Annotated in this window: 16 protein-coding genes and 1 riboswitch; of the genes, 6 read left to right on the forward strand and 10 right to left on the reverse strand. The window is 68.7% G+C overall.

The window, feature by feature from the left end; all coding sequences use genetic code 11:
* Positions 1 to 42 precede the first annotated feature (42 nt).
* From MAY35_RS09840 to MAY35_RS09850, 3 genes are all read right to left on the reverse strand, one after another.
* On the reverse strand, positions 43 to 1,521 hold the full coding sequence (locus MAY35_RS09840; RefSeq protein ID WP_238421120.1) for a hypothetical protein: 1,479 nt from the start codon (positions 1,519 to 1,521) through the stop codon (positions 43 to 45).
* A gap of 113 nt (positions 1,522 to 1,634) precedes the next feature.
* Positions 1,635 to 3,998, reverse strand: a complete 2,364-nt coding sequence (locus MAY35_RS09845) for a protein kinase (RefSeq protein ID WP_238421121.1) — start codon at positions 3,996 to 3,998, stop codon at positions 1,635 to 1,637.
* A 114-nt stretch (positions 3,999 to 4,112) separates the two neighbouring features.
* Positions 4,113 to 6,266 carry a protein kinase gene (locus MAY35_RS09850; RefSeq protein ID WP_238421122.1) on the reverse strand — a complete coding sequence of 718 codons (2,154 nt, stop codon included), beginning with the start codon at positions 6,264 to 6,266 and terminating at the stop codon, positions 4,113 to 4,115.
* A 101-nt stretch (positions 6,267 to 6,367) separates the two neighbouring features.
* Between MAY35_RS09850 and MAY35_RS09855 the strand changes: the two genes are divergently transcribed.
* From MAY35_RS09855 to MAY35_RS09870, 4 genes are read left to right on the forward strand one after another with little or no spacing between them, the layout of a single operon-like run.
* Positions 6,368 to 6,640, forward strand: a complete 273-nt coding sequence (locus MAY35_RS09855) for a hypothetical protein (RefSeq protein ID WP_238421123.1) — start codon at positions 6,368 to 6,370, stop codon at positions 6,638 to 6,640.
* Between the two features lie 5 nt (positions 6,641 to 6,645).
* Positions 6,646 to 7,188, forward strand: coding sequence for a cyclic pyranopterin monophosphate synthase MoaC (gene moaC / locus MAY35_RS09860; protein ID WP_238421124.1), 543 nt, complete (start codon positions 6,646 to 6,648; stop codon positions 7,186 to 7,188).
* Positions 7,181 to 7,669, forward strand: a complete 489-nt coding sequence (locus tag MAY35_RS09865; RefSeq protein WP_238421125.1) for a molybdenum cofactor biosynthesis protein B — start codon at positions 7,181 to 7,183, stop codon at positions 7,667 to 7,669. Before moaC ends, MAY35_RS09865 begins: the two co-directional genes overlap by 8 nt.
* Positions 7,669 to 8,115, forward strand: a complete 447-nt coding sequence (locus MAY35_RS09870) for a molybdenum cofactor biosynthesis protein MoaE (protein WP_238421126.1) — start codon at positions 7,669 to 7,671, stop codon at positions 8,113 to 8,115. Before MAY35_RS09865 ends, MAY35_RS09870 begins: the two co-directional genes overlap by 1 nt.
* An 87-nt stretch (positions 8,116 to 8,202) precedes the next feature.
* Here MAY35_RS09870 and MAY35_RS09875 read toward each other — a convergent pair whose 3' ends face one another.
* From MAY35_RS09875 to MAY35_RS09895, 5 genes are all read right to left on the reverse strand, one after another.
* Positions 8,203 to 8,823 carry a transglycosylase family protein gene (locus MAY35_RS09875; RefSeq protein WP_238421127.1) on the reverse strand — a complete coding sequence of 207 codons (621 nt, stop codon included), beginning with the start codon at positions 8,821 to 8,823 and terminating at the stop codon, positions 8,203 to 8,205.
* A 6-nt stretch (positions 8,824 to 8,829) separates the two neighbouring features.
* Positions 8,830 to 9,046, reverse strand: a riboswitch (cyclic di-AMP (ydaO/yuaA leader).
* Between the two features lie 224 nt (positions 9,047 to 9,270).
* The gene (locus MAY35_RS09880; protein ID WP_238421128.1) at positions 9,271 to 9,519 is read right to left on the reverse strand and encodes a MoaD/ThiS family protein; all 249 of its coding nucleotides are present in this window, start codon (positions 9,517 to 9,519) and stop codon (positions 9,271 to 9,273) included.
* An 11-nt stretch (positions 9,520 to 9,530) separates the two neighbouring features.
* Entirely contained in the window at positions 9,531 to 10,619 is a 1,089-nt protein-coding gene (gene moaA / locus MAY35_RS09885) for a GTP 3',8-cyclase MoaA (protein ID WP_238421129.1), read from the reverse strand.
* A gap of 13 nt (positions 10,620 to 10,632) precedes the next feature.
* Complete coding sequence (locus MAY35_RS09890; RefSeq protein WP_238421130.1) at positions 10,633 to 11,178, reverse strand: flavin reductase family protein; 546 nt, start codon at positions 11,176 to 11,178, stop codon at positions 10,633 to 10,635.
* 5 nt (positions 11,179 to 11,183) lie between these two features.
* Entirely contained in the window at positions 11,184 to 11,393 is a 210-nt protein-coding gene (locus MAY35_RS09895) for a hypothetical protein (RefSeq protein ID WP_238421131.1), read from the reverse strand.
* Between the two features lie 227 nt (positions 11,394 to 11,620).
* On the opposite strand from MAY35_RS09895, the gene MAY35_RS09900 reads away from it, so the two are divergent.
* Positions 11,621 to 12,034 (forward strand): cold-shock protein, encoded by a 414-nt coding sequence (locus MAY35_RS09900; protein WP_055477138.1) that lies wholly within the window; start codon positions 11,621 to 11,623, stop codon positions 12,032 to 12,034.
* A gap of 6 nt (positions 12,035 to 12,040) precedes the next feature.
* Here the strand turns inward: MAY35_RS09900 and MAY35_RS09905 are convergent, their stop codons facing one another.
* Positions 12,041 to 12,553, reverse strand: a complete 513-nt coding sequence (locus tag MAY35_RS09905) for a DUF2771 family protein (RefSeq protein ID WP_238421132.1) — start codon at positions 12,551 to 12,553, stop codon at positions 12,041 to 12,043.
* Positions 12,550 to 14,382, reverse strand: a complete 1,833-nt coding sequence (locus tag MAY35_RS09910) for an MFS transporter (protein ID WP_238421296.1) — start codon at positions 14,380 to 14,382, stop codon at positions 12,550 to 12,552. The genes MAY35_RS09905 and MAY35_RS09910 overlap by 4 nt, the downstream gene beginning before the upstream one ends.
* Positions 14,383 to 14,612: 230 nt before the next feature.
* Here MAY35_RS09910 and MAY35_RS09915 point away from each other — a divergent pair, with 230 nt between their 5' ends.
* Positions 14,613 to 15,404 carry a DUF3027 domain-containing protein gene (locus MAY35_RS09915; protein WP_238421133.1) on the forward strand — a complete coding sequence of 264 codons (792 nt, stop codon included), beginning with the start codon at positions 14,613 to 14,615 and terminating at the stop codon, positions 15,402 to 15,404.
* Positions 15,405 to 15,431 lie beyond the last annotated feature (27 nt).

A 15,431-nucleotide genomic window follows, 5' to 3' on the forward strand; every position in this document is an offset into this window, starting at 1 on the left:
GACCACCCTTGCCGCCCACGCTCCGCGAGGCCACTGTTCTTGTCATCGGGAGGAGTACCGGGCGATCGAGCCGGGCACGGCGTCCGTGCCGTTCTCGCTGAGAAGGAGGTACGGTCCGGTGACTTGCCAGAAGGCGTTGTCCGTGGGTGCCGACAGTCGCCACGCCTCCCCGCCCGTCTCGACGTCATAAGCAGTCAGGCTGTCGAGATCCGACCATTGATCGGAATTCGCATCACCCATGAAAAGCATTCTGGTGCCGTCGAAGCCGAACAAGTCCTGTCTGGATTCGACTATCGACTCGCCCCGTTGATCCCCGGTTCGAGTGTCGAACACCGTCCATGTCTGGTTCTCCTGCGGAACACCGATTCCGTAGTTTCTGTCCGATGGGGCCACCGCGTACCTCCCATCGAGGAGTTCAAGCGTGGATCGTGACTTGTCGGTATCCCACCGCACGGTGTGGTCTGCAATCGACCCGACCCCGACGACGGACCCAGACGACAGCGGGATGTCGTCACCGTCGATCGTCATGACCCGATCGAGTTCGCCGGTGGTGACACGCCAACCCGGTAGATCGCCGGTTCTCGTGCCGTCGGCGTCGAAGAACTCGACCCGGTGATCCGCTGAAGAGGAGCCTGAACTCGTGACGAAACCCGACGGGTGCAGGACCACGCTGTAAGTAGTCGGGCCGGACCCGTCTGCCGTGCGACGCGGGGCCGTGAACACGGACTTCCCTGTATCCAACCGGTAGACGACGAAACCGCCGTGCGAGCTGTCTTGCACCGCGAACAGGTTGCCGGCTTCGGAGACGACTGATTCTCCGTGGTTGAGAGGCGGTGCGATCGACCAGCTCTGGTGACCCCGCGAGTCGAACTTGGTGACCGACTTCTGCCGGTCAGGAGGATCGGTCACGCGCTCTATCCGAAGCTCGAGACGTTGTGCTTCGCTCTCGGAGATCTCCTCGAAGACAGCGATGTTCTCCGTACCGTCGGTCTCGACCAGGAAACCGTCACCGGCGCGCTTGATGGTCGACCAACCGTCAGCGCGGATGGTCGCAGTGGTTTCGTCCTTGCCGGTGCCTGGATCGATGAACGACACCCTGGTTGCGACGGCGCCCTCGTCGAGGACCTGTCGAGTGCAGGCCAGTCGACCGTCATGACTGATCGCACATTCGCTGTCCCATCCCATCCTGGGTGCATTCCACAGCGGCCGCCCGGTGTTCGGGTCCACGGCCAGTAAAGCCCCTTGCTTACCCAACCTCGGAGTGGCGGTGACGATCACAGCGGTATCGTCGGCGGCTATCACACGCACGTACGCATCGCGGAATTCCCTGCCGAAAGACGATGCCGCATCCACCTTCCACCGAACCTCGGGCAGCGTGGGCAACGGTTCCAGAGTCGGAGCGGCGGAGAGCTGTTCGGTCTCCTCCCCGCCGCGCAGCACCGTCACAACCCCGAACACCAGTACTGCGGTCGCCATGAGGGCGAACAACACCAGAGCCTCGCGACGACCACGATCTGCCATGCGCTCAGTCAATCATCTGTGCGGTGCGTCACGCCCGACTTGACTGCTTGCAGCGCGGTGCAGGCACGGGTCGGATCAGACCGAGTGCCCGCTCGTCGCCGGCTCAGGCTCCGCTAGATCGTCAGCTTCGTGGGGGTGGTGCGGTTGGCGCTGTCGCCGCTGGAGCCGTCGCCGATCTGTCCGTCGTTGTTGAAACCCCAGCAGTAGACCGACGACGCCGCCATCGCACACGATGTCCCGTTGCCGGTGGAGATCGCGGTGACGTCGGTGAGCGAGGTGACCTCGCGGGGGATCTTGACCGAGCCGCCGCTGGACCCCAGCTGGCTGCGGTCGTCGTCGCCCCAGCAGAACGCCTTGTCGTCGGACACGGCGCAGGTGGTGCCCCAGTCGGTCGAGATGCCGCTGACGCCGGAGAGGTTGCTGACCTGCACCGGGGTCTGGCGGGACTCGGTCGTGCCGTCGCCGATCTGGCCGTAGGCGTTGGAGCCCCAGCAGTAGGCGTCGCCGCCGGCCACGGCGCACGCGGTCTGGAAGTAGGTGCTCGTGTTGGTGTCGGGGTCGTCGTCCTCGGCGGCCTCGTGGTAGCCGCCGATCGCTATGTCGGTCACGTCCGTGAGTGAGCCGACCTTGGTCGGGGCCGAACGCGACGTCGTGCTGCCGTCGCCGATCTGGCCGTTGTCGTTGGCGCCCCAGCAGAATGCCGAACCGTCGGAGACCGCACATGTCGTTCCGTAGGCCGTGGCGATGTCGGTGACGACGCCGAGCCCGGGGACCTTCGTGGGTGCCGAGACCGGATCGGTGCCGCCGCCCGTGCCGAGCTGGCCGTACTCGTTGTTGCCCCAGCAGTAGGCGTCGGTGCCGGACACGGCACACGTCGTGCCCCAACCGGTGGAGATGGCCTTGACGTCGGTGATCGTGCCGACCTTGGCTGCGGTGTCCACCGAGGTGCCACTGGTCCCGTTGCCGACCTCGCCGTAATGGTTGTTGCCCCAGCAGTAGGCGCTGCCGGACGCGATGGCGCACGCGGTCGACACGTAGGCGTTCTCGCCGGTGAGGTAGCCGCCGGTGGTGACCGCGGTGGCGTCGGAGACGCCGGTGACCGCGACCGGGCGGGTGTGCGGGGTCGTCGTGCCGTCACCGAGTTGGCCGGTGTCGTTGTCGCCCCAGCAGTGCACGGCGCCGGTGACCACAGCGCAGCTGCTGCCGAAGTTCGTGGTCACGATCGGCTGGGCGACCGGAGCCTTCTCGGGGTCGTCGACGGTGCTGCCGATGACGGCCAGTCCGACGACCGCGGCGACCACGAGCAGCAGGACGGCGCCGAGGACGCCGGCGATGATCAGTCCGGTCCGCTTCTTCTTCGGCGGTGCCGGCGGCATTCCGGGATATCCCGGGGGGCCGGCTTGAGCATGTGGTCCCGAGATGTGCGGTGGTGAGTTGTGCGGAGCCGAGGTGTGCAGCGGCTGCGGCCCCGACGGCTTGCTCATCAGGGGCTGCGGTCCCGACGGCCCCGTCATCGTCGGCTGGGGCGGCGGCGTGTACTGACCGTACTGCGGTCCGAACTGCTGGTGCGGTGCGGAGGGCCCGCCGGTGTTGCCGCCCATGAGTGTCGGCGGTGGCACCGCACCCGCGATCATCGTGTTGCTCTGCGCCGCAGGGGATTCGAGAGCTGAACGCAAAGCCGAGGCGAAGCTGCGGCAGTCGGGGTAGCGGGCCGCGGGATCCTTGGACAGCGCCCGCTGGAAGACGGGGTCGAGATGGGCGAGATCCCCACGGAGCGAACCGATGTGGGGGACCGGTCGCTGGATGTGTCCGAGCATCACCGACGGCTCGGACTGTCCGACGAACGGCGGCTGACCCGCGAGCATGGCATACGCGGTGCAGGCGAGTGAGTACTGATCGGACCGTGCCGTGGCGTCGGCGCCCTCGAGTGTCTCCGGGGCCGAGAACGCGACGGTGCCGATGAACGAATGCGTACCGGTCAGATTGGCGGAGCCGGCGAGTTTGGCGATACCGAAGTCGAGGACGAGGGCGCGTTCGACGGCATTGGTCGCCGGGTCGCGCGTCACCAAGATGTTGGCGGGCTTGATGTCCCGGTGGACGACGTGATGGCGGTGCGCGTAGTCGAGGGCATCGGCGACCTGCGCGACGACCGTGGCCGCCTCGGGTGGGGTGAGGCGTTCCTCGGTGAGGTCCTTGCCCTCCACGTAGCTCATCGAGAACCAGGGCGAGCCGTCTTCGATGCCGTACTGGTGGATGGTGATGATGCTGCGATGGTCGAGCTTCGCGGTGGTGCGGGCCTCATTGGTGAACCGCTGGTTGAACCCGGGCTGAGCGCTGACCGCGGTCGAGATGACCTTCAGTGCCTCACGTCGCTCGAGCTGGAGGTTCTCGACGAGGTAGACCTCGCCCATACCGCCCGCGCCGATCTGTGAGATCACGCGATAACCGGCGATGTGGGTGCCAGGACTCAACGGCACGGCGTCACCTCTTCCTGGGGGTCACAATTGGCTGCTCTCACAGACGTACGCAGTGACGATACCGAGGCCCCGGAGGCCTCGGGCACCCTTCAACCGGATGACCCGGCCGCGCTGTCAGAAGGACACGGGGGTCGGTTCGAGACGGTCGTCGGTGCCTCCGACACCGAGCTGACCGGTGGCGTTGAACCCCCAGCAGTAGAGGGTCGACGCCGCGAACGCACACGTGGTCCGTTCCCCCGCGGACACCGCGTCGACCTCGGTCAATCCGTCGACGCGAACCGGCGCGGGGCGGTCCTCGAGGGTGCCGTCGCCGACCGATCCCCAGGCGTTCGCGCCCCAGCAGTGGGCTGTCCCGCCGGCGATGGCACACGTCGTGCTCGACGACCCGGTGGAGATGGCACCGACGTCGCTCAACCCGGATACCAGCGTCGCGGCGGTCCGTGACTCCTTGGTGCCGTCGCCGAGCTGACCGAAGGCGTTGTTGCCCCAGCAATATGCGCTGCCGCCGGCGACGGCGCAGGCCGCTGCCGCACCCGCGGAGACGTCGGTGGCGGCGTCGAGATCGGCGACCCGCGTGGGTCGCGCCCGATTGGTGGTGGTCCCGTCGCCGATCTGCCCGTTGTCGTTGAGTCCCCAGCAGTAGGCGTCGCCGCCGGCGATCGCGCAGGTGAAATTGACCCCCACACTGATGGCGGTCACGTCGTCGAGCCCCTCGACCCGCACCGGGCGGTACTGGTTGGCCGTCGAGCCGTCGCCGACCTGGTCGAAATCGTTGGTGCCCCAGCAATATGCGGACCCGGCGGAGATGGCGCACGTGGCCCAGTTGGCCGTCGAGACCGCGGTGACGTCGGCGAGACCGGCGACACGGGTGGGGACGAGACGCGCATCGGTGGTGCCGTCACCGACCTGCCCGTAATCGTTGTTGCCCCAGCAGTACGCATTCGACCCGGCGACCGCGCACGTGTTCGGACCGCCCGTGGTGATGGCGGTGACGTCGGTGAGGTCGGCGACGCGGGTCGGGGTCGAGCGGTCGGTCGTCGTGCCGTCGCCGAGTTGCCCGTTGTCGTTGAGTCCCCAGCAGTAGGCGTTCCCGTCCTGCAGCGAACACGTCGTTCCGAGGCCGGCGCTGAGTTGGGCCCCGGCTGCGCTCGACGCCTGCGGAGCCGGTGCGGCGGGGTCGTCGGGGTCATTGTCGTTGCCGCGCAGGGTGAGCACGGCGATCGCGGCGACCACCAGCAGGACCACCACCGCGCATACCGCCCCGATCAGCAGCGGCCATCGGCTCCGGGTCGGTTTCGGGGGGACCGGCGCGGCAGGTGTCGGCGGGACCCTCGTGACGGCCCCGGCCGGGAGGGGCGGGGTGATGCCCGGCGGTGATGCGAGATGCCGGGTGCCGTGTGGTGGGGGGATCACGCTGGTGGCGGCCTCGCCGACGGAATCCGGCCCGGGACCGGCGAGGGCGGCTCGCAGGTCGTCCGCGAAGGCGCGGCAGGTGGGATAGCGGTCCATCGGGTCGCGGGCGAGCGCGCGATCGAACACCGGGTCGAGGGTGGCGAGTCCGGGCTGGTGCTCACTGATCCGGGCCGGCGACGTCGTCAACTTGGCGACGATGTGCCGGGTCTGGGTGTCGGCGTCGAAGGGGGTTGCACCGGAGAGCAATTCGTAAGCGGTACATGCCAGCGAGTACTGATCGGAGGCGGGTCCGGCCGGTCTGCCGTCGAGGATCTCCGGCGCGGCGTAGACGAGCGTTCCGACGAATGACGACGGCGCCGTCAACGTGGTGGCGGTGGTGAGTTTCGCGATCCCGAAGTCGAGCACGACCACTCGGTCGAGGGCGTGATCCGTCGCCCTGCGCGTGACCAGGATGTTGGCGGGTTTGATGTCCCGGTGGATCACCCCGCGTTCGTGGGCGTGGTCCAGGGCGTCGGCGACCCGGCCGACGACGGCCGCCACCTCCTCCGGCCGGAACGAGGCACGACGCAGGTCGGCGCCGTCGAGGTAGGCCATGGTGAACCAGGGGTCGCCGTCACTCACCCCGTAGTGATAGATCGTGACGATGTTCGGGTGGTCCAGCGCGGCCGCGGTCTGCGCCTCGCGACTGAACCGACGGGCGAACTCGTCGTCGACGGTGTCGGCCACCGAGATGACCTTGAGCGCCTCCCGGCGTCGTAGTTGAGGGTTCTCGACCAGGTAGACGGTCCCCATCCCGCCCGAGCCCAGACGGGTGATCACGCGGTATCCGGCGACCTGGTCTGGCTGGGGGGCCATCGGTGCCTCCTGGTGGCGTGCCCGTTGATGCGACGACGATAGCCCCAGGACGGCCCTCCTGCCCTGGACACGGCACTTGTTCATCCGAACGACATGGCACAATGCTCGACGTGGCAAACAAATCTGGCGCTGACGCAGCAAGCACCGGCACGACCAGCCCCGGCGAGGCCGGCGCCGGCACCGGCAAGGTCCGTAAGAAGCATTACGTCGACAACGGCTGGCCGCAGGACGACAACGGCGACGCCGCGGAGCACGCCGTGTCCGAGCTCGCGACCCACATCTCCGGCGCGCTGTCGCCGTTCGGCGAGACCGAGTTCCCGATCCCGGCCGATCAGCTGCCGTTCGTGCAGTCGAAGACCGTCGTCAACCGCTGACGCCGATGCCGCCCACCGGACCTGACGATGGTGGGTCGGACCCCCGCGGAGCCGACGGCGCCCGGCTGACACACATCGACAGTGCAGGCACGGCCCGCATGGTCGATGTCGGCGCCAAGGCGACCACGCGGCGCAGGGCCGTCGCCGGTGGCACTTTCCACACCTCTGCCGAGGTGATCGGCCTGCTCAGCGAGTCGAAGCTGCCCAAGGGCGACGTCCTCGCCACCGCGCGCATCGCCGGGATCATGGCCGCCAAGCGCACCGACGAACTGATCCCGCTGTGCCATCAGCTGGCGCTGTCATCGGTCGAGGTCGACTTCTCGATCGGCACCGACACCATCGACGTGACCGCCACGGTCGCCACCTCGGGTCAGACCGGGGTGGAGATGGAGGCACTCACCGCGGTCGCCGTCGCGGGCCTGACGCTGCACGACATGGTCAAGGCCGTGGACCGGCGCGCGCACATGGACGCCATCCGCCTGCTCGAGAAGACCGGCGGTAAGTCAGGGGACTGGCACCGCGACGTCGCCGATTCCGACGATGACTGAGCAGACACGCGTCCGCGTGGCCCGGATCGTCGTCGCGTCGAACCGGGCGAGCAGCGGCGTCTACGCCGACCGCACCGGGCCGATCATCGAGAGCTGGCTCATCGAGCAGGGTTTCGAGGTCGACGAGTGCGACGTGGTGGCCGACGGGCCGCCCGTCGGCGAGGCGCTGCGAGCCGCCGTCTACGCCGATGTGGACCTCGTCATCACCACCGGTGGAACCGGCCTGACACCCACCGACCGCACGCCCGAGGAAACCCGACCGCTGCTCGACCGCGAGATCCCCGGACTCGCCGACGCCATCCGTGCCGCGGGTCTGCCGAAGATCCCGACCGCAGTGCTGTCGCGCGGCTTGGCGGGCATCGCGGGTTCCACCCTCGTGGTGAACCTGCCCGGCTCCACGGGAGGCGTCCGCGACGGCCTCGAGGTGCTCGCCGGGGTCGTCCACCACGCACTTGACCAGATCCGGGGAGGCGATCACTGATGGTCGGGGAAACCGGCTCGAGGGTCGTGCACACCGCGGTGTCGGAGAAGGAGATCGGTCTCGCCGCCCACGAGCAGATGGTCGTCGACGCCGCCGGGGGCAAGGCGGGCGCAGTCGTCGGATTCGTCGGGGCGGTCCGCGACCACGACGGCGGCCGGTCGGTCACGGCACTGCACTACTCCGGCCATCCGACCGCGCCGAAGGTTCTCGCCGAGGTGGTCGACGAGGTGTCCGCGGTCGACGGGGTACGCGCGGTCGCCGTGTCGCACCGGGTCGGCGACCTTCGTATCGGCGACGTCGCATTCGTGGTGGCCGTCGCGGCCGACCATCGCCGCGCGGCCTTCGAGACGTGCTCGCGCCTCGTCGACGAGGTGAAGGCGCGGCTGCCCATCTGGAAGCACCAGTTCTTCGACGACGGCACCGACGAATGGGTCAATTCGGCCTGATCCTGGCGGTTGAGCCTGTCGAAACCACATGGAAAAGGGCCCCGCACGGATGATTCATCGTGCGGGGCCCTTCGTCTGTGTCCCGGATCAGGGAAGCGGCAACAGGTGCTTGTTGTCGTTGAACATCTTGATCTGGTCCTGGTTCAGCGTGACACCGCTCTCGGCGGCGGCCTTCCAGAGGTTCTGCACCTCGGGGCTCACGCCGGCCTTGGTGAGGGCATCGGTGACCTGCTCGGCGACGTCCTCGGTGGTCTTGGCGAGGTCGACGCTGCCGTTGCCGCCGGGGAGGACCGGAGCGATCTCACGCGGGGTGTCGGTCGGCGCGCTGCGCGGGGTCGAACCCGAGAGGCCGGTGCCGCAGGTGGGCCATGCGCCCTTGCCCTGCGAACCCAGCACACGCTCGGCGACGACGATCTGCTCTTCGCGGGAGGCCTGATCGGCGGTCGGGGCGAACTCGCCGCCGCCGTGGCCGGTCCAGGTGCTCGGCGAGAACTGCAGGCCGCCGTGGTAGCCGTTGCCGGTCGCGATGGCCCAGTTGCCACCGGACTCGCACTGCGCGACCTGGTTCCACTCGGCGTCGGTGGCCGCGTTGGCGGTTCCGGTGCCCAGGAGGGCTGCTCCGCCACCCAGGACCGCGCCGGTGAGGGCGACCTTGGTGATGGTCTTGGCGGTGGTGCTGGTCGTCTGCTTGCGATGACGTCCGGACATGAATGTATTTCCTCTCTCCACGCGCCTACGGAGTCAGCTGTCGGGTTCGAGCGAGAGGTGCTCGGCCCCGGTCCTCTTGGTGGTGGCCAAGGATTCCGGGACTTAACCCCGAGGACACCTGGTGTGGTGTCCGGTCTCAGGGGACTGAGGTTGGGTCCCCCGTCCTCGTTCCTAGATTGCTTGTCGTTCCCACCGGCGGAACGAGGCTCGGCGCGGCCGGTGGGACGTTATGTCTTGGTTGCTGTGTCGTGACCTCCGAGGAGGACGATTCGTACAGTACGTCGTTCGGGGGACCGAATCACCTGCTCCACGCAACCGATTTTCGGCCCGGATCCGGGTCTCTCGACCCACTTCGGGCGTCATCCCAGTTCAACGGGTTAGTGGCCGTCCCGTGCCCATCCTGTTACCCCGCCGTTATGTGACAAAGGTCACAAGCGGTGTGTGGTGTCAACCACCGGCAAACGGGGGGAGGACGTCGAGGGTCGTGCAGGTGCCGAGCGTGCGCGTGCGGTCGGAGAACGCGATCTCGTCGCGGAGATAGGAACACCGTTCGAGAACCGTCGCCAGGGAAGGGTTTCCGGATGCGAGGGACTGTTCGAGGTCGCCGAGGGTGATCGACGGATCGATGTCGAGGACACTCTCCTCGGTGCCGGCCGCGGCACGAGCGGCGGCGAAGAAGCGGACTGTGAGCTGCATCGAGGGCGAGCCTAGCCGCCGATCGCCGACATCGGCCGGGTCGGTTGCCGGAAGCCCTCGGTGTTCACCCCGTGGCCGGCTGCCTTGGCCCACATGCTGCCCCGCCACAGTTCGGCGACCGCGGCGTCGATCTCGTCATCGGGCAGGGTGCGGAGCGCGGAACGCAGGTCGGTTTCCGACGTGGCGAACAGACAGTTGCGCAACGACCCGTCCGCGGTGAGCCGGGTGCGGTCGCAGTCCCCGCAGAACGGGCGGGTGACCGACGCGATGACCCCGACGCGAGCCGGACCGGACGGCCCGTGGTGTTCGTCGACGAGCCACGTCGCGGCCGGCGCACTACCGCGCGGGACAGGGTCGGACAACAGCGTGAACCGGGTGCGCAGGGTCGCGAGGATCTCGTCGGCCGTCACCATCTGGGCCCGTTGCCACGCGTGGTCGGCGTCGAGTGGCATCTGTTCGATGATGCGCAGTTCGTACCCGTGCTCCAGACAGAACGCCAGGAGGTCGGGCACGCCGGCCAGGTCGGCACGCTCGGGCACCACGGCATTGACCTTCACCGGGTTCAACCCCGCCGCCCGTGCCGCGGCCAGACCGTCGAGGACGTCGTCGAGCCGGTCGCGTCGGGTGATGGCGGCGAAGCGGGCACGGTCGATGGTGTCCAGCGAGACGTTGATGCGGTCGAGTCCGGCGGCGACGAGACCGTCGACCCGGCGGGGCAGCCCGAGCCCGTTGGTCGTCATCGCGATCTCGGGGGACTCCGGCAGGGCCGCCACCGCCGCGATGATCTCGTCCAGGTCGCGGCGCAGGAGCGGCTCGCCCCCGGTGAACCGGATGCGTTCGATGCCCAGATCACGCACGGCCACAGTGAGCACTCTGACCAGCTCGTCGGTGGTCAGCACCTGATCGGTGGGCATCCAGTCGAGGCCCTCGGCGGGCATGCAGTACGCGCAGCGCAGATTGCATCGGTCGGTGACCGACACCCGCAGGTCCTTCGCGACCCGACCGAAGGTGTCACGCAGCGGGCCGTCGGTCGGCACGTCGGAAGGCGCCCCCGCGTGCGGAGGTCGCGGGAGGGGCACTCCGAGGCCGACGATGGTCATGCTGCGATGCGGCTCACTTCCGGTTCAGGTCCTTGCGTGCTTCGAGGGCACGGAAGGTGCTGGCGTGGAACACCAGTGGTTCGACGCCGGGATCGGCGCGCAGGGTCTCGATCTCGAGCAGGACGACCGTGTGATCGCCGGCCTGGATCTCGTTGTGGATGGTGCACGACAGGTGCGCGGCCGCATCGGGCACGAACACGGCGCCTGCGTCGGTACTGAGCGGGGTGATGCCGTCGAACCGATGTTCCGACGGCCCGGCGAGCTGCTTGCACACCTCGATCTGGTCGCCGGCGAACACGCTCACGCCGATCGCGGGGGCGGTCCGGATCCTGGGCCACGTCGTCGACGTGTTCTGCACGCATACCGAGACGAGCGGAGGATTGAGGGAGACCGTCGTGAACGAGCTCGCGGCCATTCCGATCAGCGTGGCCGAATCCCCGTCGCCCTCTCGGCAGCACACCGCGACGACGCCGGACGGGAAACAGCTGTAGGCCTCGCGAAGCGCCCTGCCGTCGGATACCGGGGCGAGATCGGGGGTGGTGTCGATGGTTGTGGTCACGGTCCTCACCTGGCTCGGCGTCCGGCACGGAGTGCGTACACCAGGCCCAGGACGAATCCCAGGGGCGCGCACATGGTCAGCAGGTAGACGGCGGTCGGCGCGGTGTCGCCGCCGGTCACCAATGGTGTGATGAACAACGCCACGACCGCCAGAATTCCGACTGCGAACACAACCCCGGCCGCCTGCAGCAATCGCGGGGACGACGTCTTCTGCATGACTCCCACGGTAGTGCACCGGCAGCGGGTGCGGCGTCGGCCGATCTGCCGCGGCGGGTAATGGTGTGACCGCGGGGTTCGGTGTTGGCTACGATGGTCGTAGCAGGCGCCTTGCATCCGTCTGGGCTCGTACGGCACACGCCGTCGGGTCGTCGAGATGGGTGATGGCGTCTTTTGTCGTGACAGGTCGTTTTTCGACGGATCAAGAACAGATGAGGGTGAGCACAGTGCCGACCGGCAAGGTGAAGTGGTACGACGCGGACAAGGGCTTCGGCTTCCTCTCGCAGGAGAGTGGTGAGGACGTCTACGTGCGTTCGGCAGCGTTGCCCGACGGGGTGGAGGCTCTCAAGCCCGGACAACGCGTGGAGTTCGGCATGGCCGCCGGACGCCGCGGTCCGCAGGCGTTGAGCGTCAAGGTCCTCGAGCCGGCCCCGAGCGTGTCCAAGAACGTCCGCGAGGCGGCCCGCAAGGACGTCAAGCGCCACTCGCCCGACGAGCTGCACGGCATGGTCGCCGATCTCATCACCCTGCTCGAGGGGAAGGTCCAGCCGGATCTCCGCAAGGGGCGCTATCCCGATCGCAAGACCGCCCAGCGGATCTCTGAGGTCGTGCGCGCGGTGGCCCGCGAGCTCGATTCCTGAGTCGCGCTACTGGGCGGGCGCGGTCTGCACGGCCAACTCGCCCCGCGGCAGGACCTCGTCGGCCGGTGACAGCCGCGCCGACGCGGCGATGACGGTGAAACCGATGAGCTCCTTCTCCGGCGTCGACCGGAGGGTGAGTGTGTACGTGCTGTCCGGTGCCTGGGGTTGCTCGTCTTCGACGAGCCCGCCGGGGGTCTGGTAGACGGCCGCGAGGTTCCACGGGCCCTGCGCGATCTCACTCGACACGGTCACCATGATCGTCGTGTCCACCGGCACCGGGATGTCCGCGGTTTCCCGCGGCGTGGTGATCTCCGGGTCGCACTCGGTGAGCATCAGGTCGCACCACCAGCGGGGTTCGACGCTGTGCAGCTCGTCGCCGACTGCGATGTGCAGGTAGGGCTGGTCGGTGTGCTGCGCGTTGCGGGTCAGGAGGTACACCGAGGTCCCGACGACGGCGACGAACGCCACCACCACGATCGCGATGATCGACAGAGCCTTCTTCTCACCACTGCTGATCACTGACGACGTTGTCCTGTCTGGTTGTGCGGCGGGTGATCGCCGTGGCTGTACGGACGGTCACCCCGATTCTCGAACGGAGCGGTCGTCGGCTTGTGCGGAGTCGGCATCTGAGCGGTCGACGGACGCTGCGGGTGGGGGCGGGTGTCGGCCGTCGCGGGACTCCTCCGGGCCTGCGACCCACCGGCGGCCCGGAACGCCACGGTGGGCGCGGCGTGGTCGGGACGGCTGCCGCCGAGCCCGGGAACCAGCGACTTGCCGCGCGTGGTCATCACCGTCTGCGCCAGGCCCAAGCCGAGCAGGACGGCGACAACGGTGAACCCGATCCACAGCGTGGGCGGCAGCAGCACTCCGAGTGAGGCACCGAAGACCCACGACAGCTGCAACACCGTCTCCGAGCGACCGAACGCCGATGCGCGCGACTCGTCGGGCAGGTCGTCCTGGATCGACGAGTCGAGGCACACCTTGCCGATCGCGCTCGTGCCGGAGGCGACCAGGGCGGCGACCGCGGCGGCAACGATGTTGCCGAAGATGGCGGCGAGCACGGCGACGACGAAGCACGAGGCGGTTGCCCAGACGACGATGGCCGGCGGGTTCTTCAGCTCGAGTCGGGTGCCGACGCCGTTGCCGATCATGTTGCCGACACCAGCAGCCGCACCGACGGCGCCGAGCAACAGCAACTGGGTCCAGTCCGAGGCGTCGCCCTGCTGCGCCTTGGCATAGAACGCGATGAACAGGGTCAGAAAGCCGGTCAGGATGCGGATCGTGCCGTTGCCCCAGAGACCCGCGACCACCTTGCGGCCCAGCGGCTGGCGCATCTTCGCGGCCAGCATCTTCGCGCCGTCGCGCGCGCTCGTCGACGCATCGGGATCGGGGCCGGACCTGGCCGGCTCGCCGTGGTAGGTCAGCGTGGTCGGGATCTCGCCCTCGGTGGACTCGACCCACGACGGGATGCGCATGCACAGGTAGGCGCCGGCGGCGGCGACGATCGCCAGCCACACCATCGCGCCCGGCAGATGGATCGGCAGCAGCTGGCCGAGCAGGAATTCGATGATGCCGGCGACGGCGCCGCCCACGATGGTCCCGCCGATCAGACCGAAGGTCGTCAGCCGTGAGTTGACGCGCGGCAGATCGATGGTCGGCGGCACCACGCGCGGGGTGACCGCGGATTTGAGCACGCCGAACGATTTGGACAGCACGAGCAGCCCCAGCGCGCACGGATAGAGCACCCACGGGTCGTATTCGAGCTGCTGCGTCACGTCGTTCCACTGGACGTTGGCCATGATCAGAAGAGCCAGGACGACGCGGAGACCGAAGGTCGCGGCCATCGCTATGCGACGCCCACGCTGCAGCCGGTCGAGGAGCGGACCGATGAGCGGCGCGATGAGTGCGAACGGCGCGATCGTGAGTGCCAGGTACAGCGCGACATTCGTCTTGGACTCGCCCGTCGCGGCGGCGAAGAACAGGGTGTTGGCCAGCGCGACGGCCATGGCGGCGTCGGCGGCGAAGTTGGCGATCACCGGGAGGGTCAGCGCGGTCAGCCCCGATTGATCGGCGCCGTCGGCCGTCGCGGCCTGGTGGATCTTGCCGATGCCCTTGCCGGTGAGCTCTCGGCTGCGCATCGCGGCGACTCGCATCACGGTCAGCTTCTTGGGCGTGCGGGGGCCGTGTTCTGTCGGCATGGCGCGCGTCTGCTCGTCATGCGGGGGCTGACCGCGGTCGTCGAGCGGCGGCAGATGTGGATTGTGGGTGGGCGGCGGGAGGTAGGCGTTGCGTCCGGGGCCCGGGCCGCTCGGCGGTCCCCAGCCGGGGGCCGGACGTCGCGCTCTCATCTGGCGCGTCTCGTCGACCGGGTAGTTCGTCGAACCGGGATGCTGCGCGGCCCGTCGCGCGGTGTCGTCGGGTGGTGGCCGGTGGTTCGCCGGACCCCTGGGGGCCCCGCGCCCCTCGTCGTGTCGGGAACTCCGTGGGATCACGGAGACGATTGTTCCTCATCTCCGGCCGCACCCGCTTGAAGCGGGTCGTTGTGTGGCACACGTCGGGGATATTGCACACTGGAACGGTGACTCAGGTAAGTGACGGCGAACGGCTCCTGGCGGCCGTCGACATCGCACGCTCCGCGCTGCTCGACGAAGGTCAGCAGCCCGGCGCGCATCGGCGCAGCGTCGCCGAGGGCGACTGGGCCGCCGCGCACTACTTCGATGCCGAACTCACCGGTTATCGCGGATGGCAGTGGTGTGTCGTGCTGGCGGGTTCCCCGGGCAGCGACGAGATCACCCTCAGCGAGGTGGTGCTGCTGCCGGGCGACGGGTCGCTGCTCGCGCCGCCGTGGGTGCCCTGGTCCGAGCGTGTCGCGTCCGGTGACCTCGGTGCCGGTGACCTGCTGGCCGCCGAACCCGACGATCCGCGTCTGGTTCCCAATCAGATCGACACCGGTGACGAGTTCCGGTTCGAGTCCGATTCAGCGGAACCCGACGACATCGGCCAGGTGGCAGGCGAACTCGGTCTGGGACGTAAGCGTCTGCTGAGCCGCGAGGGTCGAGCCGACGCGGCGCAGCGCTGGTACGACGGCGACTTCGGTCCCGGTTCCGAGATGGCCCAGGCGGCTCCGTTCGCATGCTGCACCTGCGGCTTCTACGTTCCCCTCGCGGGCGCGTTGCGAGTCGGCTTCGGCGCGTGCACCAACGAGTACGCCGCGGACGGCCGCGTTGTGTCGGCGGAATACGGCTGCGGTGCACATTCCGATGTCCAGGCCCCGAAGGGCGAGGGCTCGCCGGCCTACGACGCCTACGACGACGGCGCCGTGGAGATCATCGCGAGGGCTGCGCTGGACGCAGAGCCGGCCCGTTCCTGACCCACCCTGCCCGATCGCCGGGGCCCG

Source organism: Gordonia sp. 'Campus', assembly GCF_022206305.1.
GTDB lineage: Bacteria > Actinomycetota > Actinomycetes > Mycobacteriales > Mycobacteriaceae > Gordonia.